A 20,834-nucleotide genomic window follows, 5' to 3' on the forward strand; every position below is an offset into this window, starting at 1 on the left:
CGTCAGAGTGTCGGTGATTCGACGCGATCCAGATAGCCGGGACCGCCTGATTTCACCCGGTCAGCGGCTCGAACCCCCAGGAGAACAGCGGCCGGCCGCCGTCGGCGCGGATGTGGATGACGTCCTCCAGCCACATCCGCGCGTGCTCGCCGCCCGGGTACAGCAGGTGGAACGGCACCACCATGTTCTCCTCCAGCGTCCAGTCGGCGTTCGGCCGGCCGTTGGCCGTGGTCTGCTCCAGGTCCATGTGCGACAGGCCGAGACCATGGAAGAAGATCACCGCGGCGTCCGGGTCCGGCGCCCCGGCCTTGCGGTACACGGCCCGCGCCCGCGCCTGCAGTTCCGAGACTTTCGCCCCCGGCCGCATGGTGTCGAGCAGGTCGGTCGCCACCGCCGCCGTCGCGTCGGCGAAGCGGCGGGCCGGCACGGTCGGCTCGCCGCCGACGACCCAGGTCTTGCCGCCGTCCCAGCAGTACTGGTCGATGGTGCCGTGACAGTCGAACATGACGTGGCAGCCGGCGGTGACCTCATGGGTCTCCAGCCCGGTCTGCAGCATCAGCGCCGGATCGGCCCCGCGCGGATGCCCCCAGACCATGCCGCCCGGGTCGTGCACGAAACCGCCGAGTTCGCTGACCGCCACCGAGTAGGCCCGGTTCAGGTCGCGCCAGGTGGCGCCCGGCGCCCAGGCGTCGACGGTCCGGCGGATCGCCGTCTCGTTCAGGGCGGTCGCCCGTTCGAGCAGGCCGATCTCGGTCCCGGTCTTCACCGCCCGGGCATACATCATCGGGTCGTAGCCCTCGGCGACCTCGACCCCGTCGAGGCACAGCCGCAGGCCGTAGCCGACGTCGTCGAACGCGACCCGGCCGCCGTTCAGCCCCAGCTCCGCGACCGCCTTGCGGACCACCTCGGCCATGCTGAAGCCGTAGGTCTTGCGGGCGCGCTCGACCCACGCCACCCCCTTGCCGTGCGCCGGGATGAAGCGGTCGATGTCGGCCGGGGTCGCCGGCAGGTCCAGCGGCATCATCACGGCCCGATAGGGACGGATGTCTTCGACCCAGCTCGGTTGGCCGAGGAAGCTCGCGAGGTAGTAGTCGGCCACCACCGCGATCGGATGGTCGGGAGCATGCCGCGACAGGATCACCGCATAAGGCCTCGGTTCGTCCGACTTGTGAGCAATCGGGTTCAGGCCACTGAGATAAAACATATTGTTTGGCTGTATGGCGACGATCCCGTCGATGCCGCGGGCGGCCAGGGCGTGCCACAGCCGGTCGAGATTGCAGAACCGCTTGGGCAGCGGCGTCCGCTCGAACGGGGCGGTTTCGGACATGGCGTCGGTTTCCTCCGGTTTTCCGGAAGCGTGTCACCGGGAGCCGCCGGCGATCAATTGCCGCCGCGGCACGAGTGACATCCACACCCCGACAGGGCCGGCACACCCCGACAGGGCCGGTTGTGATTCCCGGCCCCACGCGGTATCGATTGCGACCGCTTTGCAGTGCAGCAGAGGCAGCATGGCCATCCACGTCGCCCTCACGCACGAGACCCGCTACCACTACGACCGGCCGGTAGCGCTCGGTCCGCAGGTGATCCGGCTGCGCCCGGCGCCGCATTCCCGCACCAGGATCCTCAGCTACAGCCTGAAGATCGAGCCCGAGCAGCACTTCCTGAACTGGCTGCAGGACCCGCAGGGCAACTACCTCGCCCGGGTCGTGATACCGGAGAAGACCGACCGGTTCCGGGTCACGGTCGACCTGGTCGCCGACATGGCGATCATCAACCCGTTCGACTTCTTCGTGGAGCCCGAGGCCGAGCACTATCCGTTCGAGTACGAGCCGGAGCTGAAGCACGACCTGGCGCCGTACCTGAAGGCCGACCCGGCCGGGCCGCTACTGAACGAGTTCCTGGCACAGACCCCGCGCGACCGCCGCCAGATCACCGACTTCCTGGTGGCGCTGAACCAGCGGCTGCAGGGCATGATCGGCTACATCGTCCGCATGGAGCCCGGCATCCAGACCACCGAGGAGACCCTCGGGAGCGCCAAGGGCTCATGCCGCGACACCGGCTGGCTGCTGGTCCAGATCCTGCGCCACCTCGGGCTCGCCGCCCGGTTCGCGTCCGGCTACCTGATCCAGCTGAAGCCGGATGTGAAGGCGCTGGACGGCCCGTCCGGCACCGAGGCGGATTTCACCGACCTGCACGCCTGGGCCGAGGTCTACATCCCCGGTGCCGGCTGGATCGGTCTCGATCCGACCTCCGGCCTGCTGTGCGGCGAAGGACACATCCCGGTCGCCTGCACCCCGGATCCGCGCTCGGCCGCCCCGATCGAGGGCATGGTCGAGCCGGCGACGGTGGACTTCTCGCACCACATGGCGGTGACCCGCGTGCTGGAGACGCCGCGGGTCACCAAGCCGTACGACGAGGCCCAGTGGCAGGCGATCGACGCGGTCGGCCGACAGGTCGACGCCGACCTCGCCGCCGGCGACGTGCGCCTGACCATGGGCGGCGAGCCGACCTTCATCTCGATCGACGACCTGGACGGCGACGAGTGGAACACCGCCGCGGTCGGCCCGACCAAGCGGACCCTCGCCGACACCCTGATCCGCCGGCTGCGCGACCGGTTCGCGCCGGACGGCCTGCTGCACTACGGCCAGGGCAAGTGGTATCCGGGCGAGAGCCTGCCGCGCTGGGCGTTCGCGCTGTACTGGCGCGGCGACGGCATGCCGCTGTGGCGGACCGAGCGGCTGATCGCGCGCGAGGGCGTCGACTACGCGCCGACCGCCGAGCAGGCCGAGGCGCTGACCAAGGCGATCGCCCGCCGGCTCGGCGTCACCGAGGCGGCGGCCCTGCCGGCCTACGAGGACCCGGCGAAGTTCCTCGACCGCGAGAGCAAGCTGCCGGAGAATGTGGACCCGTTCGACTCCAAGCTCGAGGACCCGGAGGAGCGGGCCCGGCTGGCGCGGGTGTTCGACCGCGGCCTCGGCAACCCGGTCGGCTACATCCTGCCGATCCAGGCCTGGCAGGCCCGCGACGGCGGCCGGCACTGGATGACCGAGGTCTGGTCGTTCCGGCGCGGCCGCGTGCTGCTGGTCCCGGGCGACTCGCCGGTCGGGTTCCGGCTGCCGCTGGGCGCCCTGCCGTGGATTCCGCCGGCCAGCTATCCCTACTACTACCCCGCCGACCCCTTCGAGGATCGCGGCGAGCTGCCGGCTCCGGAGATCCGCCAGCCGTTCCTGTCGGGCCGGCCGAGCGAGGCCGAGATCCGCCAGGACGTCCGCCACCAGCCGGCGGTTCCCGCGGACAGCGCCCCCGGCAAGCACGTTCGTACCGCCATGGCGGTCGAGCCGCGCGACGGACGGCTCTCGGTGTTCCTGCCGCCGACCCGCTCCGCCGACGAGTACGTCGAGCTGCTGTCGGCGGTCGAGGACGCGGCGGCCGAGATCGGAACGCCGGTCCACCTGGAGGGCTACACCCCGCCGCCGGACCCGCGGATCAACGTCATCAAGGTCACGCCGGACCCGGGCGTCATCGAGGTCAATATCCACCCGGCGCGGGGCTGGGAGGAGCAGGTTGCGATCACCGAGGCGCTGTACGAGGAGGCCCGGCTGTCGCGCCTCGGCACCGAGAAGTTCCTGGTCGACGGCCGGGCGGTCGGCACCGGCGGCGGCAACCACGTGGTGGTCGGCGGTGCCACACCGGTCGACAGCCCATTCCTGCGGCGTCCCGACCTGCTGCGCAGCCTGGTCGCGTACTGGCAGAACCACCCGTCGCTCAGCTACCTGTTCTCCGGCCTGTTCATCGGCCCGACCAGCCAGGCGCCGCGGATCGACGAGGCCCGCCACGACCAGCTCCACGAGCTGGAGATCGCGTTCCGGCAGGTGCCCGACCCGACCGCCGGGCAGATCCCGCCGTGGCTGGTCGACCGGATATTCCGCAACCTGCTGATCGACGTCAGCGGCAATACCCACCGCACCGAGATCTGCATCGACAAGCTGTACTCGCCGGACGGGCCGACCGGCCGGCTCGGGCTGGTCGAGTTCCGGGCCTTCGAGATGCCGCCGCACCCGCGCATGAGCCTGGCGCAGGCGCTGGTGTTGCGGGCCCTGATCGCGTGGTTCTGGAAGACGCCGTACCAGGGCCGGCTGAAGCGCTGGGGCACCGCCCTGCACGATCGGTTCATGCTGCCGCACTTCGTATGGCAGGATTTCGGGGACGTGCTGGCCGACCTGCAGGGCGCCGGCTACCCGCTGCAGGCCGACTGGTACCGGCCGCATCTGGAGTTCCGGTTCCCGACCATGGGCACCGTCGACTGGCGCGATCTCCGCCTGGAGATCCGCTCGGCGCTGGAGCCCTGGCACGTGATGGGCGAGGAGGGTGCCATCGGCGGCACCGTGCGCTACGTCGATTCCTCGCTGGAGCGCCTGCAGGCCAAGGTCACCGGCTACGACCCGACCCGCTACCGGGTAACCTGCAACGGCTGGGACCTGCCGCTGGCCGGAACCGGCCGCAACGGCGAGGCGGTAGCCGGCGTGCGGTTCCGGGCGTGGCACCCGGCCTCGGCCCTGCACCCGACCATCGGCGTGCACGCGCCGCTGACCTTCGACGTCGTCGACGACTGGACCGGCCGGGCGGTGACCGGCTGCGTCTACCACGTCGGGCACCCGGGCGGGCGCAACCACGACACCGCCCCGGTCAACGCCTTCGAGGCCGAGGGACGGCGACTCGCACGGTTCGAATCCATGGGTCACACCCCGGGTCGGCCGGCCGGGTTCCGCCAAGCCATTGATAACCCGGAGTTTCCGCTTACCCTGGACCTTCGCCTGACGTAATCCCCCGCCGCGTGATAGCGTCTCGGCCTGTTTGTGTCCGGATTGCAGAATGCCGTCGAGCGCCGTCGTGCACCCCCAGGATTCCGACGATCTCCTGACCGGCTATCGCACGGTCGAGGGGATCTACGACGAGCTCGTCGCCCCGGGCGGCGAGAGCCGCGCCTACTGGCGGCCGTTCATCGACGGCATGCGCGCGCTGCCGGCCGACGAGGTCGCCCAGCATCCGGAGACCGCGCTGCGGCTGATCCGCCAGCACGGCGTGACCTACAATGTCTACGGCGACCCCAAGGGCGAGCAGCGCCCCTGGGAGCTCGACGTCATGCCGCTGCTCATCCCCGAGCCCGAATGGGCGGTGCTGGAGCGCGGCCTGAAGCAGCGGGCCCGCCTGCTGAACGCCGTCCTGGCCGACCTGTACGGGCCGCAGAACCTGATCTGCGACGGGGTGCTGCCGGCGGCGCTGGTCTACGCCAACCCGCATTTCCACCTGCCCTGCCACGGCATCGTCCCGCCCTACGAGACCTTCCTGCAGATCTACGCCGCCGACCTGGCCCGTTCGCCGGACGGCCGCTGGTGGGTGTTCAACGACCGAACCCAGGCGCCGTCCGGCGCCGGCTACGCGCTCGAGAACCGGGTGATCACGGCGCAGTGCCTCAGCGACCTGTTCCGCGAGGGCCGGGTGCGCCGGCTGGCCCACTTCTTCCAGGCCCTGCGCGAGAACCTGCGGGCACTGTCCGGCCGCGACGACCCGCGCATCGTGCTGCTGACGCCGGGCCCGCTCAACGAGACCTATTTCGAGCACGCCTTCCTGGCCCGCTATCTCGGCTACCCGCTGGTCGAGGGCGCCGACCTGACGGTCCGCGACAACCGGGTCTACCTGAAGACCGTCGGCGGCCTGCAGCCGGTCGACGTGATCCTGCGCCGGGTCGACACCGAATGGTGCGACCCGCTGGAGCTGCGCCCCGATTCGGCGCTCGGCATCGCCGGGCTGGTCGAGGCCGCCCGCGCCGGCCACGTGGTGATCGCCAACGCGCTCGGCTCCGGCCTGGTGGAGTGCACCGCCCTGATGGGCTTCCTGCCGGGCCTGTGCCGCCACCTGCTCGGCGAGGACCTGGTCCTGCCGCACATCGCCACCTGGTGGTGCGGCCAGGAGGACGCCCGCGAGCACGTGATCGCCAACCTGGACGACCTGGTGGTGGCCCGCACCTTCCAGACCCCGACCCTGGTGACCGCCGATGCCGGCCAGGTGCTGGGGTCCGAGCTGACCGACGAGCAGCGCGCCGGGCTGATCGAGCGCATCCGCCAGCGCGGCTACGACTATGTCGGCCAGGAAGCGATCACCCTCTCGACCGCCCCGGCCTGGGACGGCGGCCACCTCGTGGCCCGGCCGATGGCGCTGCGCATGTACGCCACCGCGCTCGGCGACGACTACGTGGTGATGCCGGGCGGCCTGACCCGGATCTCGTCGAGCAACTCGACACGCGCGGTGTCGATGCAGCGCGGCTCCGGCTCGAAGGACACCTGGGTGCTGTCCTCGGCCCCGGTCGGCAGCTTCAGCCTGCTGCGCCAGGAGGACACCTCGCCGATGCTGCGCCGGGCCGGCGATGACCTGCCGAGCCGGGCGGCCGACAACATGTACTGGCTCGGCCGCTACGCCGAGCGCACCGAGAGCGCCATGCGGCTGCTGCGCAGCCTGCTGACCCGGCTGGCCGAGGACCCGGTCCAGGATTCGACCGCCAACGTCGCCATGCAGAAGCTGCTCTACATGCTGGCGCATCCGGGCGATGTCGACGGGCTGATGCGGCGGCGCGGCCGCACCCTGTCGGCCACCCAGATCGAGCAGCGGGTGCAGGCCTACCTGTTCGACCCGAGCGAGCCGAACGGGATTCCGCAGCTCGTCAGGACCGTGAACCGGGTGGCGTCGCTGACCCGCGACCGGCTGTCGCTCGACGCCTGGCGCACCCTCGACCAGCTGCACCAGGACGTGCTGCGGCAGCGGCCCCGGGTATGGCTCGACATCGGCGAGGCCTCGGCGATCCTCAACGACATGCTGCGGACCATGTCGGCGTTCGCCGGGCTCGGCATGGAGAACACCACGCGCACCCAGGGCTGGCGGTTCCTGGACATGGGTCGCCGGCTGGAGCGGGCCTCGACCATGGCCGGCCTGCTGCGCGGCCTGCTGTCGGTCGGCGACCCGGAGGGCTACGGCTTCCTGGACCGCCTGCTGGAGCTGGCGGACAGCTTCATGACCTACCGGGCGCGCTACGTCAGCACGCCGCGGCTGGTGCCGGTGCTCGACCTGCTGCTGATCGACGAGAGCAACCCGCGCTCGGTCGCGTTCCAGCTCGACGCCCTGGAGCAGCACGCCGCCCGGCTGCCGCGCTTCGACGACGCCCTCGACCGCTCGCCGGAGCAGCGCCAGATCCTGTCCTGCCAGGCGGCGATCCGGCTGGCCGACGTGCGCGCGCTGGCACGGACCGACGCCAAGGGCCGCCGGACCGAGCTCGACACCCTGCTCGCCCGGGTCGGCGGCGCCATCGGCGACCTGTCCGAGACCATCGGCCGACACTACTTCAGCCACGCCGACCTCGGGCGCCACACCGAGGCCGCCTCGCTCCGGCGGTTCTTCGAGCCATGAGCGCCCACACCGGCCCGGCAACCGTCCGCTACGACGTCAGGCACCGGACCGACTTCGAGTATTCGGCGCCGGTCTCGATCTCGCACCATCTGCTGCACCTGACGCCGCGGCCGACCGCCAACCAGCGGACCGAGTCCTGGCGGGTCGCGCTGACCCCCGCGCCGGCGATCCGGCGCGTCGAGGTCGACTTCTTCGGCAACCCGGTCGAGCACCTGACGATCCAGGACGAGCACTCCAGGCTGGTGGTGCACGCCCGCGGCACCCTGGCGGTCGACCCGCCGCCGCCGGTCGACCCGTCGGCGACGCCGGCCTGGGAGGACGCCCGGGTCAACGGCTCGTCGGTCACCGACCCGGAGATCCTGGCGGCCCAGCCGTTCGCCTACGACTCGCCGATGACCCGCTCGAACGAGGCGGTCTGGGCGTGGGCTCGGCAATCCTTCGTGCCCGGCCGGCCGGTGCTGGAGGCGGCGCTCGACCTGAACCACCGGATCTTCGCCGAGCTCGAATACGATCCGACCGCGACCACCGTGTCGACGCCGGTCGCCGAGGTGTTCCGGATCCGCCGCGGGGTCTGCCAGGACTTCGCGCACCTGATGCTGGCCGGCCTGCGCGGGCTCGGCATCCCGGCCCGCTACGTCAGCGGCTACCTGCTGACCTATCCGCCGCCCGGCGGCGAGAAGCTGCAGGGCTCCGACGCCAGCCACGCCTGGGTGTCGGTCCGGGTGCCCGGTCACGGCTGGGTCGACCTCGACCCGACCAACGACAAGCTGACCACCACCGAGCATGTCACCCTGGCCTGGGGCCGCGACTACGGCGACGTCAGCCCGGTGAAGGGCGCGATCGTCGGCGGCGGCGAGCACGAGGTGAAGGTGGCGGTCGACGTCGTGCCGGTCGGGAACGGCGCGGCGTAGCGCCAAGCCATTGGGTCCCGGCTCTACGCTTCGCTTCGGCCGGGATGAGGCTCGAAACGAAACGTCTCTCCCTCATCCCGGACGTGCGCAGCGCGATCCGGGACCCATGCGAGACTTCAGTCGATCGCCACCCCCTCGTGGCGGAGCAGCCAGCGTTTGCGCTCGATGCCGCCGCCATAGCCGGTCAGCGAGCCGTTCGCCCCGATCACCCGGTGGCAGGGGACGACGATGCTGATCGGGTTCGAGCCGTTGGCGTGCCCGGCCGCGCGGACCGCCGCCGGACGGCCGGCCCGCGCGGCAAGCTCGCGGTAGTTGATGGTCGTCCCGCACGGGATGCCGCGCAGCGCCTGCCATACCGAGCGCTGGAACCCGGTGCCGCCGGTCTCGGCCGGCAGGTCGTCGATGGCATGGAGGTCGCCGGCGAAATAGGCCGCGCAGGCCTGCGACAGCCCGGCCGGGTCGTGCGCCGGGGTCAGCGAGATCTCCCGACCCCGGTACTGGGTGCGAAGCAGCGCCAGCATCCGGTCCTCGTGGTCGGTCCAGTCGACCGCCCGCAGCCGCCCGTCGCGGTCGGCCACCACCACGAGTTCGCCGATCGGCGTCGGCAGCCGGTCGACCAGGAAATCCAGCGACGGCATCCGCCCGGCCGCTCCCGCAACCCGGCTACTTGTAGAACGTCGCCTTGGCCTTGCTCGACGGGTTGATACGGTCCACGCAACCAGCGATGTCGCCGGCCGCGTCGGCGCACGCGGTGACGTCGTTCAGCAGGATCGACCCGATCTTGTCGCAGGCCACGCCCGACACGTCGAACAGCTTGACCGAGGTCTTGCCGGCCCGCAGCGGCGCCGCGTCGATCGCCAGCCACTTCTGGATGATGCCGCCGGTGTCGAACACCAGCAGTTCCATGTTGAAGGCCTTGTACTCGGTGGACCCTTCCGGGCGGACCACGAAGTAGGCCCGGCAGCTGCCTTCCAGCGGCTCCAGCTTGTTCAGCTCGATGTTGATCGCCGACTTCCCCTCGGCCTGTGCACCGGCTGCAAGCCCGGCCGTCAGCCCGGCCGCCAGCACCGCACCGGCGACCCCGCTCGCCAAACGACGCATGCCCTGTCCTCCGTGTCGGTCACCCAGGAACGGACTCCACATACCCGCGATATGTGACCGTCACAAGGCAGCAGGATAAGCGCGTCCCGGCGTCGCTTGACATGCCCTCCCCCGAAACCGATAAGCGAAGGGCCGACGGTTCCCCAGCAAGGGACGAATCCCCGGGGATTGAAAGGGAACGCGGAGCGCGCGCCGGATCGGTGCGCGAAGCCGCGGCTGCCCCCGCAACTGTGAGCGGCGAGCGACGGGTGACCATGCCACTGCCTCGGATCGAACTGGGGCGGGAAGGCGACTCGGAGCCGAGACCCGCGAGCCAGGAGACCTGCCGTCGGCCGTCGCCCGTTCCGGCCCGGGGTGCGGTCGGGGCGCGGGGTCTCCCCGGCGACGCCACGCGTGCACGACGGCCGCTCCCCCGAGCCGCCGCCCGGAACCCAGTATTGGGGAGGCCAGCATGGCGCAGACCACCCGAACCACGAAGATTCCCGCCACCGTCGTCACCGGCTTTCTCGGGGCCGGCAAGACCAGCCTGATCCGGCACATGATCGAGCAGGCCGGCGGCCGGCGGCTCGCCTTCATCATCAACGAGTTCGGCGACCTCGGGGTCGACCGCGAGCTGGTGCGCGGCTGCGGCGACGAGAGCTGCACCGACGACGACATCGTCGAGCTGACCAACGGCTGCATCTGCTGCACCGTGGCCGACGACTTCCTGCCGACCATCACCGCCCTGCTCGACCGGCCGGAGCCGCCGGAGCACATCATCATCGAGACCTCCGGCCTCGCGCTGCCGAAGCCGCTGGTCAAGGCGTTCGGCTGGCCGGAGGTGCGGACCCGCGCCACGGTCGACGGGGTGATCGCGGTGGTCGACGCCGCCGCCGTCGCCGCCGGCCGGTTCGCGACCGACGTGGAGGCGGTCCAGGCACAACGGGCCGCCGACCCGTCGCTCGACCACGAGAGCCCGCTCGAGGAGCTGTTCGAGGAGCAGCTCGCCTGTGCCGACCTGATCGTGCTGAACAAGACCGACCTGGTCGACGCCGCGACCCTGGAGCGGGTGAAGGCCGGCATGGCCGAGCACCTGCGCCCGGCGGTCCACGCCGTGACCGCCGTCGGCGGCGCCCTCGATCCCGCCGTGCTGCTCGGCCTCGACGCCGCCGCCGAGGACGACCTGGACAGCCGGCCGTCGCACCACGACGACGGCCACGAGCACGACCACGACGACTTCGCCAGCATCGTCGTCGACCTCGGCGAGGTCGCCGACCCGGCGGCGCTCGAAGCGCGGATCAAGGACGTCGCTTCCCGCCATGACATCCTGCGGGTGAAGGGCTTCGTCGCGGTCCCCGAGAAGCCGATGCGGCTGATCGTGCAGGGTGTCGGCGACCGGGTTCAGCGCTATTTCGACCGACCGTGGGAGGCCGGCGAGATCCGCACCTCGCGGCTGGTCGTCATCGGTCAGGCCGGGTTCGACGCCGAAGCGGTGGCGGCCGAGCTGCGGGCCTAGGACTCCGGGATGGCGCCCGTCACTGCGTGGGTTCCGGCTCGTCCGCGCCTGGACGGCGCGTCCGTCCGGAATGACGAGATGAAAAATTGCCGTCATTCCGGACGAGACGATCCGCGCCAGCGGAGCGGCTCGAGCCGGAACCCACCGGCCGCCATAAAGTGCGCGACGAGGATCTCCTGATGCACCTTCTCGCCACCCGCTCGGGCGCGATCGACGACGGGTCGGAGGCGGTCGACCTCGGCCAGACGCCCGGCGAAGTGGTGGTGCTGTCGGCCGCCGACACCGACCTGTCGACACTGGCCGCGGCACGCGCCCGGCGGCCGGCGGACGCCACCGGCCTGCGGCTCGCCAACGTCATGCGGCTGCAGCACCACCTGTCGGTCGACATCTACGCCGAGGAGATCGTCGCGCACGCCCGGCTGGTGATCGTCCGGCTGATCGGCGGGGTCGCCTACTGGCCGTACGGCATCGAGCAGATCGCCGGTGCCGTCCGCGAGAACGGCGTCGCGCTCGCCTGCGTGCCCGGCGACGACACACCGGACGCCGACCTGATGGGCCGCTCGACCCTGCCGGCCGAGGCGGTGCACCGGATCTGGCGCTACCTGCAGGAGGGCGGGCCGGACAACGCCGGGCAGCTGCTGGCCTATGCCGACGACCTGCTCGGCCGGCCCGCCGACTGGCGGGAGCCGGCACCGATCCCGCGCGCCGGGCTGTACTGGCCGGGGCTCGACCGCCCGGACCTGAACGCGATCCGTTCCCGCTGGCCGTCGCCGGACGCCCCGGCGGTGCCGCTGGTTTTCTACCGGGCGCTGGTGCAGGCCGGGCAGCTCGGCCCGGTCGACGCCATGGTCGAGGCCCTGGCGGCGCGCGGCCTCGGCGCCGTGCCGATCTACGCCCAGAGCCTGAAGGAGCCGATCTCGGCGGCCCTGGTGTCGGACACCCTGGCGGCCTGCCCGCCGGCGGTGATCCTGAACGCGACCTCGTTCGCAGTGTCGCAGCCGGGCAAGGCGGTCGACGGGCCGTTCGCCGCCAGCGACCGGCCGGTGCTGCAGGTGGTGTTCTCCAGCGGGGCACGGGACGCTTGGGAGGACGGAACACGGGGGCTCGGCCCGCGCGACATCGCCATGCACGTGGCCCTGCCGGAGATCGACGGAAGGCTGCTGACCCGCGCGGTGTCGTTCAAGGGCGACGGGCGTTGGGACGAGGCGACCGAATGCCCGATCGTCGCCCCCGAGCCGGTGCCGGACCGGGTCGCCCATGTCGCCGACCTGGCGGCCGCCTGGGCCCGGCTCGCCGCCACCCCGCCGGCCGAGCGCCGGATCGCCCTGGTGCTCGCGAACTACCCGACCAAGGAAGGCCGGCTCGGCAACGGCGTCGGCCTCGACACCCCGGCCGCGACGGTGGCGATCCTGCGGGCGCTGGCCGGCGCCGGGTATGCAGTCGACGGCATCCCGGCCGACGGCGACGCGCTGATGCGGCGACTTGCGGCCGGGCCGACCAATGCGCTCGACGGCCGGACGGAGAAGACCGGCGGCGAAACTCTGGCGCTCGCCGACTACGCCCGGTTCCTGGCGGCGGTCCCGGAGGCGGCCCGCCGGACCGTCAGCGACCGTTGGGGCGCCCCCGGGGCCGACCCGCATGTCGAGGGCGACCGCTTCCGCCTCGCCGCCCACCGGCTCGGCAACGTCGCGGTGGCGATCCAGCCGGCCCGCGGTTACCACATCGACCCGAAGGCCAGCTACCACGACCCCGACTTGGCCCCGCCGCACGGCTACCTCGCCTTCCACGCCTGGCTGCGCCAGACCTTCGACGCCCACGCCGTGGTGTTCGTCGGCAAGCACGGCAACCTGGAGTGGCTGCCCGGCAAGGCGCTGGCGCTGTCCGGGTCCTGCTTCCCGGAAGTCGCCCTCGGCCCCCTGCCCGTCCTGTACCCGTTCATCGTCAACGATCCCGGCGAGGGCAGCCAGGCCAAGCGCCGGATCGCCGCCACCGTCATCGACCATCTTACGCCGCCGCTGACCCGGGCCGAGCTGCACGGCCCGCTGCAGGAGCTGGAGGCGCTGGTCGACGAGTATTTCCAGGCCATGGGCGTCGACCCGCGCCGCCTGCCGGTCCTGGCCGAGCGCATCCTCGACGCCGCCCGGCGCACCGGCCTCGACAAGGATGTCGGCATCGACCCCGAGGAGGCCGACGAGATCGCGCTGGGCAAACTCGACAACCACCTGTGCGAGCTGAAGGAACTGCAGATCCGCGACGGGCTGCACGTGTTCGGCACCGCACCCGAAGGGCGGCTGCTGACAGACCTGCTGGTGGCGCTCGCCCGGGTGCCGCGCGGTCGGGGCGAGGCCGGCGACGCCTCGCTGCATCGGGCGCTGGCCGCCGACCTCGGGCTGGAAGGCTTCGATCCGCTCGATACGGTGCCGGCCGAGGCCTGGACCGGCCCGCGTCCGGACGCACTCGCCGCCGTCGACGACCAGCCCTGGCGGACCGCCGGCGACGCGGTCGAGCGGCTGGAGCTCCTGGCGGCCCGTCTGGTCGACGGCATCGCACCATGCTCCGCCGCCTGGACCCGCACCGCCGCCGTGCTGGAGCAGATCGAGTCCCGGCTGCGTCCGTCGGTGCTGCAGTCCGGCCCGGACGAGATCGCTAACCTGCTGCGCGGTCTCGACGGCCGGTTCGTCCCGCCCGGCCCATCCGGCGCGCCGAGCCGCGGCCGCCCGGACGTGCTGCCGACCGGGCGCAACTTCTACTCGGTCGACACACGGGCGGTGCCGACCCCGGCGGCCTGGACCTTGGGCTGGAAGTCGGCCGGCCTGGTGCTCGACCGCTACCGGCAGGAGAACGGCGACTGGCCGAAGCGGCTCGCGGTCTCGGCCTGGGGCACCGCCAACATGCGCACCGGCGGCGACGACATTGCCCAGATCCTGGCCTTCCTCGGGGTACGCCCGGAGTGGGAGGCCGCCTCGGGCCGGGTCACCGGCTTCGAGATCCTGCCGCTGTCGGTGCTGGACCGGCCGCGGGTCGACGTCACCGTGCGGGTCTCCGGCTTCTTCCGCGACGCCTTCCCGCACCAGATCGACCTGGTCGACAGCGCCGTGCGCGCCGTCGCGGCGCTGGACGAGCCGGCCGACCTCAACCCGGTCGCCGCCCGCGTGACGGCCGACGCCGCGCGCATGACCGCCGCCGGGGTCGACGCGAAGACCGCCCGCGCCCGCGCCGCCTTCCGGGTGTTCGGCTCCAAGCCCGGCGCCTACGGGGCCGGCCTGCAGGCGCTGATCGACGAGCGGGTCTGGGAGGACGAGGCCGACCTCGCCGAGGCCTATCTGGAATGGGGCGCCTACGCCTACGGCCAGGGCGCCGAGGGCGCGTCCGAGCCGGAGCTGTTCCGCGCCCGGCTGGCCGGCGCCGAGCTGGTGGTGCACAACCAGGACAACCGCGAGCACGACCTGCTGGACAGCGACGACTATTACCAGTTCGAGGGCGGCATCACCGCCGCGGTCCGCCACCTCTCGGGCGCCCAGCCGGCGGTGTTCCACACCGATTCGAGCCGTCCGGAGAGCCCGAAGGTGCGGACCCTGGCCGAGGAGATCGCCCGCATCGTGCGCGGCCGCGCCGCCAACCCGAAGTGGATCGCCGGGGTCATGCGGCACGGCTACAAGGGCGGCTTCGAGATGGCCGCCACCGTCGACTACCTGTTCGCCTTCGCGGCGACGGCACGCTGCGTCGACGACCACCACTTCGAGCAGCTGTTCGACGCCTACCTGGAGGACGACGCGGTTCGCGACTTCCTGGAGGAGCACAACCCGGCGGCGCTCAGGGAGATCGCCGAGCGCTTCCAGGAAGCGATCGACCGCGGACTCTGGCATCCGCGGCGGAATGCGGTGCAGGATCGGCTGGCGACACTCACGAAGGGAACACAGCGATGACCGACCAGACCATCGACCCCGAGGTCGCCGCCCGGCACGCCGAGAAGATGGCGAAGAAGCGGGCCGCACGGAACAAGATCATGGCCACCAAGGACAAGACCGGCGGCCTGCTGATCGTCCACACCGGCAAGGGCAAGGGCAAGTCGACCGCCGCCTTCGGCATGGTCTGCCGGGCCATCGGCCACGGCATGAAGGTCGGCGTGGTGCAGTTCGTGAAGGGCAAGTGGGAGACCGGCGAGCGCAAGGTGCTGGAAGCGTTCCCCGACCAGGTCTCGATCCGCACCATGGGCGAGGGCTTCACCTGGGACACCCAGAGCCTGGAGCGCGATGTCGCCGCCGCCCGCGCCGCCTGGGAGGCCGCCAAGGAGCTGATGGCCGACCCGTCGATCGGCATGGTCCTCATGGATGAGCTGAACATCGTTCTGCGCTACGACTACCTGCCGATCGCCGAGGTTGTGGAGACCCTGGCGAACAAGCGCCCCGACCTGCACGTCATCGTCACCGGCCGCAACGCCAAGGACGAGCTGATCGAGGCCGCCGACCTGGTCACCGACATGACCATGGTCAAGCACCCGTTCCGCAGCGGCTTCAAGGCGCAGGCGGGGATCGAGTTCTGAGGGGGAGACGCCCGTCGCTCCGTGGGTTCCGGCCCGGCCGCGCCCCCTGGCGCGTCCGTCCGGAATGACGACGGGAGGGTGGCAGCCGATTCTCCCCCCTGTCGTCATTCCGGCCGCAGCGGCGAAGCCGCGGAGAGCCGGAACCCACCGGCCGTTCAGGGTCAACTGTAGGAACCTGCGCAGAGGGATCGAGTCCCGAGTGCGACACGTCCGGCGCTCCGTAGGTTCCGGCCCGGCCGCGCCCCCTGGCGCGTCCGTCCGGAATGACGACGGGAGGGTGGCAGCCGGTTCTCCCCCTGTCGTCATTCCGGCCGCAGCGGCGAAGCCGCGGAGAGCCGGAACCCACCGGCCGTTCCGTCGCCTTACACGTCCGCGAACGCCTCGCCGACGATGCCGAGGCCCTTCAGCATGAACGCGAAGCCGCCGTACGGGCCGCTCTGGACGATCGCCTCGATCACCTCCTCGCGGGTCGCGCCGACGTTCAGGGCCGACAGCGCGAACTTGCGCAGCAGGGTGTCGTGGTTGAGCGCCGCGAAGCACGCCACCGCGCACAGCGCCCGGACCCGGCGGTCGAGGCCCGGACGGTCCCAGATCTCGCCATAGGCGTACTGCACCACCAGCGGATAGATCGGGCCGGTGACCGGGTTGTCGGGCGCGGCGTGGCCGTCGTGCCGGCGCTCGCCGTGCAGAGCGGCCTGCAGCTCGCGGCCGCGCTCCGCCAGGGCTTGCAACGGGTCCTCGCGCGGCAGGTCGTCGAGCCGCAGGCCGCGCTCGGCGAACACCTCGAGCGCCACCTCCAGTGCGGTCTCGGATGCAGCAAAGCCGCGGTAGATTCCGGTCTGCAGCAGGATCTCGACGATCGCCCGCGGCGCCAGCCCGAGGTCGAGGGCCGGGCCGACGTGCCGGCGCAGCTGGGTCCCGTTCTGCATGGCACACAGCACGCCCAGGGTGACCGCCATGCGGTCGGCGCGCGACAGGCCGGGGCGGTCCCAGACCTTGGCGTAGACCAGCTCCGCCATCAGGTCGCCGAACCCCAGCACCCCGTTCGCCAGGGCCGCCGGCCCGGCGGCTCCGAATAGCTCCTCCCGGATTGCCTCGCCGGCCCGCCGGACCTCCTCGCGCGTCGTCACCGCAGCCTCCCCGTCGATCTGCTGGTTGCGATCTGAGCCGCCGCCGGCCGCCGCGTCCAGCCATTCGACGCCGCGCCGGGGCCGGCATGGAGCGGACGCCGACGGCAGGCCCGCCGTCACGACCGCGGCCGCCCCAGGCGACGGCAGAAAAAATCCAGGCCGTTCTCCCGAAATAAGCGTACCCTTCGGGGCGGAGGTTCAGCGATGGCGAACGTTCAGCCCCCACCGTCGCCGGTCACCGGCCGGACGCCGTGGGACGCGGTCACCGAGATCGCCGGACGGCTCGGCCCGCTGGTGCTGGCGGCCGCCGTCTTCGTCGGAGGCTCGATGTGGTTCTACATCGAGTTCGCGAAGATCAACCAGGAGAAGGTCGTCCTCGCCCGGCAGGTCGAGACCAGCGCCAAGGAGGCCGAGGCGCGGACCCGCGCGCAGTACGAGGAGCAGCTGCGCAGCCAGCTCAACTCCCTCCTGCAGGTCTCCAAGCATGTCGGGGAACAGCAGGAACAGCAGATCAAGATCGCCAGCGAGTTCCACGAGCTGCACGAGACCAAGCTGAAGCAGCTGACCGCGCTCGAGGAAAAGACCCGGCAGCTGATCGCCGATTCGCGGGAGGCGGAGCGCAAGGCCGGCGTGCTGCAGGAACAGGCGAACCGTGCGCTCGCCGAGCAGAAGCGGACCCAGGAGGATCTCGACACCACGCGCTCACGCCTGAGATCGGTGCAGGCGGAGCTAGAGGCCAAGGAAAAGCAACTGGCGGTCAAGGAGCGCGAGCTGGACGGCCGCGCCACCCAGATCCAGGGCCTGCAGTCCGAGCTGGTCGAGTTCGCCAGCCGGTTCATCGACTCCGACAACGATGTCGATGCAGACCTGATCGCGGTCGCCCGGACCATCGTGGCCTCGTTCGGCGATCCCGCCGGCGTCCTGGTCGGCTTCGCCGCCGACGCCGCGGCCGACCGCAAGATGCTGGAAAAGCTGGTCGGCCTGCCGGACGACAAGCTCCAGGCGATCGTCGCGTCGGTCCCGGGCTTCGACTTCTGGTTCCGCGCCGGAGACCTCGACAGCCGCGCCGGCGAGCAGATCTATTTCGGCGTGATCGGCCAGGAGAGCCACGCCCTGCGCCGGATCGCCATCCTCAGCACCCGCGAGAACAAGGTCGTCGACATCGAGTACGCCCAGGACGTCATCATGGTCGACGGGCCGAGCGAGACCAACTGGCTGGTCACGCAACGGCTGATCGCCAGCCGCAACAACGGGCGCGTGGACCTCGACAAGGTCCGCGGGCCGATCGCCGGCGACGGCAGCTGGGACCTCGCCCGCTTCATCCAGGCGGAGGACCGCAATGTCCGGATCGAGGGCCTGCAGGGCGACATGCGCCCGTTGCGGATCGTTTCCTTTCCCGATCTCAAGGTCCTGGAGCCGGAGCTGTACGGGCGCCTGACCGACAACCGGACCGGCCGGATCAGGATCGCCCAGGTCGAACGGGCGCAGGCCGTCACCCCCGACAACGTGCTCGGCACCCTTCCAGACGGCTTTCCGGACGACGCGCGCGCGGTGCTGGCGCAGACCCTGGTCGCCGTCGTCGCCCGCGACCCGGAGGCCATGCGGCGGTACGTGCTGCGGCAGGTGCAGGACGAGCAGCTCGGGGAGCTGGCCAGCCTCGTGCTCGGCCCCGACTTCGCGGTCACCGGGGCCGAACGCCTGCTGTGCGCCCCGCTCGCGGCCGACCGGCCCGGACCGTCCGCCGGCCCGGTGACCCAGCAGGCCATCCAGTCCGCCCCACCCCCGCCGGCCTGCATCGGAACCGAGGCAGGCGCCTCGGAACTGGTCGTCCACGCGCGATACGCGGAGCAGCCCGGGCAGCCGGCGGAGGGGCGCATCCGGTTGACCCTGCGCCGGTCCGGCGACCAGCTGCCGTGGGCGCTGGCGGCGATCACCGATCTCGGTGCCGACGGGCGTGTCTCGGCAGTCCACCAGCGGTCGAACTAGCCGGCGCGCGGCGCCGCCGCCCGCATCACCCCCTCGAGCCACTCGACGACCGCACGGATCCGCGCCAGGCCGCGCAGCTCCGGGTGGACCAGCAGCCACAGCTCGCGCTCCAGCGCCGCGTCCGGGTCGTCGAGCCGGACCAGGCCGCCGGCCCGGTCGCCGACCGGCCGCGGCAGCACCCCGCGCCCGATCCCGGCCCGGATCGCCTGCAGCAGGCCGCCGCCGTCGTTCACCCGGAGCCCGGCCAGCGGAACACCGTCGCGGGCCGCCAGCTCGGACGTCCTCCTGGCCGGCGGCAGGTCGGCCATGGAATCGTCGTAGCCGATCCACGGCAGGCCCGCGGCATCCACGCCGGCCGGCGCGTAGGCGGCATACGCCAGCCGGCCGATCCGGCGGGCCAGGGTCGCCTGCTCGCCGGTCGGACGTGCCAGCCGCAGCGCCAGGTCGGCCTCGCGCCGGGTCAGGCTGAGCGAGCGCGGCTCGGCGATCAGTTCCAGGATCAGGCCGGAATGCCGGGCCAGCAGCGCCGGCAGCGCCGGGATCAGCACCCGGTCGACCAGCAACGGCACCGCGGTCAGCCGCACCGTGCCGGCGACCCGGGTGTCGGCCCCGGCGAGCGCCTCGGCGAGGCCGCCGGCCTCGCCCTCCATCCGTTCCGCGGCGGCCGCCGCCGACGCCCCGGCTCCGGTCGGCCGCCAGACGCCCTCGACCCGGTCGAACAGCCGCACGCCGAGCGCCGCCTCGGCCTTCGTGATCCGGCGCGCCACGGTGGTCGGGTCGATCCGCAGGCGGCGCGCCGCCTCGGCGAGCGTGCCGAAGCGCGCCAGCCCGAGGACGATGCGCAGGTCGCTCCAGTCCAGTTCCTGCATTCTTGCCGTCCGGCACGGCCAGGTTCCCGCTACGTGCCGCAGTTTTGCCGGTTCAGGATCGGCATGCCAAGCCCGACCGATGGAGGCCGACATGCTGTTCGCCGTGCTGTTCGAAGACGATCCCGCCCGTGCCGACGCCCGCGACCGTCACATGGCCGCACATCTGGCGTTCCTGGAAGACCACGCCGACCAGGTTCGCGGCGCCGGCCCGCTGCTCGACACCGGCGACGGCGGCGGCAACGCGGCGGGCGGCCTGTGGCTGGTCGAGGCCGACTCCGAGTCGGCCGTCCGGGATCTGGTCGAACGCGATCCGTTCTGGCCGACCGGTCTGCGCCGCTCGGTCCGTATCCTGCACTGGCGCCGGGTTTTTCCCGAGGGCAGCCGGCGCCGCTGACCGGCCGGTTGCCCAGAAGCTGGACCAAGATCGTTTCTTAAGAGATATTTAAGGGGGAGACGTTGAAGCTCGGCAGTATCCGAGCCGACGAAAGGGGACACCATGTCGAGCGAATCGGCATGACCGACGACAACGACGACCTGTCAGACGTCGACCGGCGCAGCATCCGTATCCTCGCCCGCAGCACCAAGGCGGCCGGGCCGGCCAATGCCCGCATCGCCGAGCGCCTTGAGAAGGCGGCCGGCAGCGGCACGCGGACCGACTACCGGCGCGCCGAGGAATCGTTCGATTCCCTCCCGGCCCGGGAACGCCGCCGCATCGGCACCCACGCCGAGCGGCAGGCCGAGACCGAGCGCCAGCTCAGCGCGGCCCGCAAGCAGCAGCCCGCGGTCCCGAGGGTCGCCAAGCCGCCGGCCCCGGCGGTCGACGACACCCTCGACTGGAAACCGATGATCCTGGACCACAGTCCGGCGACCGATGCGCCGGACGCGCTCTCCTGGAAGCCGATCCCGCCGGAGGCCAACGCCAAGGCCAAGCCGGCGGCGTCGATCCCCAAGCCGACGATGCCGAAGCCGGCGGCCTCGACCGGCCGGGCTCCCGGCAAGGCCGCCCCCGCAACGGGCAGGCCGGCACCTGCACCCGGACGGCAGAAGGGTCCGGCCATCGCACTCGATCCGTCGGCCGACGCGACGGCTGACGCGACGGCCGCCGACGACGACAAGGGCTGGGACTGGCAGCGGATTCCCGATGACCCGGTGCTCAAGTCGACCCGCAAGAAGCCTGCGGCGGCCGATCCGATCGAGGAACTGCGCCGCCAGATGCTCGGTGACGACCTGAAGCGGCGCTGACGGCTCCCGGCCGTCACGGCTCCATTCGTGCAATCGGACCTGACGAACCGGACCGGCGGTGCCATGCTGTCCGGGCGCCGGATCATCCTGCCCGGTGCG

14 protein-coding genes and 1 riboswitch are annotated in these 20,834 nt (G+C 71.9%); of the genes, 9 read left to right on the forward strand and 5 right to left on the reverse strand.

Annotation, left to right across the window (positions count from 1 at the left end; translation table 11 throughout):
- Window positions 1–52 precede the first annotated feature (52 nt).
- A complete protein-coding gene (locus tag IE246_RS10655) occupies window positions 53–1,327 on the reverse strand; it encodes a M24 family metallopeptidase (protein ID WP_229836890.1) in 1,275 nt (424 codons plus the stop codon).
- A gap of 181 nt (window positions 1,328–1,508) precedes the next feature.
- Between IE246_RS10655 and IE246_RS10660 the strand changes: the two genes are divergently transcribed.
- From IE246_RS10660 to IE246_RS10670, 3 genes are read left to right on the forward strand one after another with little or no spacing between them, the layout of a single operon-like run.
- Window positions 1,509–4,823, forward strand: coding sequence for a transglutaminase family protein (locus IE246_RS10660; RefSeq protein ID WP_189989197.1), 3,315 nt, complete (start codon window positions 1,509–1,511; stop codon window positions 4,821–4,823).
- Between the two features lie 49 nt (window positions 4,824–4,872).
- Complete coding sequence (locus tag IE246_RS10665) at window positions 4,873–7,458, forward strand: circularly permuted type 2 ATP-grasp protein (protein WP_189989199.1); 2,586 nt, start codon at window positions 4,873–4,875, stop codon at window positions 7,456–7,458.
- On the forward strand, window positions 7,455–8,369 hold the full coding sequence (locus tag IE246_RS10670) for a transglutaminase family protein (protein WP_189989201.1): 915 nt from the start codon (window positions 7,455–7,457) through the stop codon (window positions 8,367–8,369). The genes IE246_RS10665 and IE246_RS10670 overlap by 4 nt, the downstream gene beginning before the upstream one ends.
- A 116-nt stretch (window positions 8,370–8,485) precedes the next feature.
- On the opposite strand, the gene ogt is transcribed toward IE246_RS10670, so the two are convergent.
- Both ogt and IE246_RS10680 read right to left on the reverse strand, forming a co-directional pair.
- Window positions 8,486–9,007: a methylated-DNA--[protein]-cysteine S-methyltransferase gene (ogt, locus tag IE246_RS10675; protein WP_189989202.1), complete on the reverse strand. Its 522-nt coding sequence runs from the start codon at window positions 9,005–9,007 to the stop codon at window positions 8,486–8,488.
- A 25-nt stretch (window positions 9,008–9,032) separates the two neighbouring features.
- The gene (locus IE246_RS10680) at window positions 9,033–9,470 is read right to left on the reverse strand and encodes a Tat pathway signal sequence domain protein (RefSeq protein WP_189989204.1); all 438 of its coding nucleotides are present in this window, start codon (window positions 9,468–9,470) and stop codon (window positions 9,033–9,035) included.
- 119 nt (window positions 9,471–9,589) lie between these two features.
- Window positions 9,590–9,814, forward strand: a riboswitch (cobalamin riboswitch).
- A 107-nt stretch (window positions 9,815–9,921) separates the two neighbouring features.
- Between IE246_RS10680 and cobW the strand changes: the two genes are divergently transcribed.
- From cobW to cobO, 3 genes are all read left to right on the forward strand, one after another.
- Window positions 9,922–10,965: a cobalamin biosynthesis protein CobW gene (gene cobW / locus IE246_RS10685; protein WP_189989206.1), complete on the forward strand. Its 1,044-nt coding sequence runs from the start codon at window positions 9,922–9,924 to the stop codon at window positions 10,963–10,965.
- A 179-nt stretch (window positions 10,966–11,144) separates the two neighbouring features.
- Window positions 11,145–14,891, forward strand: coding sequence for a cobaltochelatase subunit CobN (gene cobN / locus IE246_RS10690; RefSeq protein WP_189989208.1), 3,747 nt, complete (start codon window positions 11,145–11,147; stop codon window positions 14,889–14,891).
- Window positions 14,888–15,508, forward strand: coding sequence for a cob(I)yrinic acid a,c-diamide adenosyltransferase (gene cobO / locus IE246_RS10695; protein ID WP_189989210.1), 621 nt, complete (start codon window positions 14,888–14,890; stop codon window positions 15,506–15,508). Before cobN ends, cobO begins: the two co-directional genes overlap by 4 nt.
- A 362-nt stretch (window positions 15,509–15,870) precedes the next feature.
- Here cobO and IE246_RS10700 read toward each other — a convergent pair whose 3' ends face one another.
- On the reverse strand, window positions 15,871–16,638 hold the full coding sequence (locus IE246_RS10700) for a carboxymuconolactone decarboxylase family protein (protein ID WP_189989213.1): 768 nt from the start codon (window positions 16,636–16,638) through the stop codon (window positions 15,871–15,873).
- Window positions 16,639–16,842: 204 nt separating this feature from the next.
- Between IE246_RS10700 and IE246_RS10705 the strand changes: the two genes are divergently transcribed.
- Window positions 16,843–18,624, forward strand: coding sequence for a GumC domain-containing protein (locus IE246_RS10705; protein ID WP_189989214.1), 1,782 nt, complete (start codon window positions 16,843–16,845; stop codon window positions 18,622–18,624).
- Here the strand turns inward: IE246_RS10705 and IE246_RS10710 are convergent.
- Window positions 18,621–19,493, reverse strand: coding sequence for a LysR family transcriptional regulator (locus tag IE246_RS10710; protein WP_189989216.1), 873 nt, complete (start codon window positions 19,491–19,493; stop codon window positions 18,621–18,623). The two genes, IE246_RS10705 and IE246_RS10710, sit on opposite strands and share 4 nt — an antisense overlap.
- A gap of 91 nt (window positions 19,494–19,584) precedes the next feature.
- Here IE246_RS10710 and IE246_RS10715 point away from each other — a divergent pair, with 91 nt between their 5' ends.
- Window positions 19,585–19,887, forward strand: a complete 303-nt coding sequence (locus IE246_RS10715; RefSeq protein WP_189989218.1) for a YciI family protein — start codon at window positions 19,585–19,587, stop codon at window positions 19,885–19,887.
- A gap of 119 nt (window positions 19,888–20,006) precedes the next feature.
- A complete protein-coding gene (locus IE246_RS10720) occupies window positions 20,007–20,735 on the forward strand; it encodes a hypothetical protein (RefSeq protein WP_189989220.1) in 729 nt (242 codons plus the stop codon).
- Window positions 20,736–20,834 lie beyond the last annotated feature (99 nt).

The organism is Thalassobaculum fulvum (genome assembly GCF_014652915.1).
Taxonomy (GTDB): domain Bacteria; phylum Pseudomonadota; class Alphaproteobacteria; order Thalassobaculales; family Thalassobaculaceae; genus Thalassobaculum_A; species Thalassobaculum_A fulvum.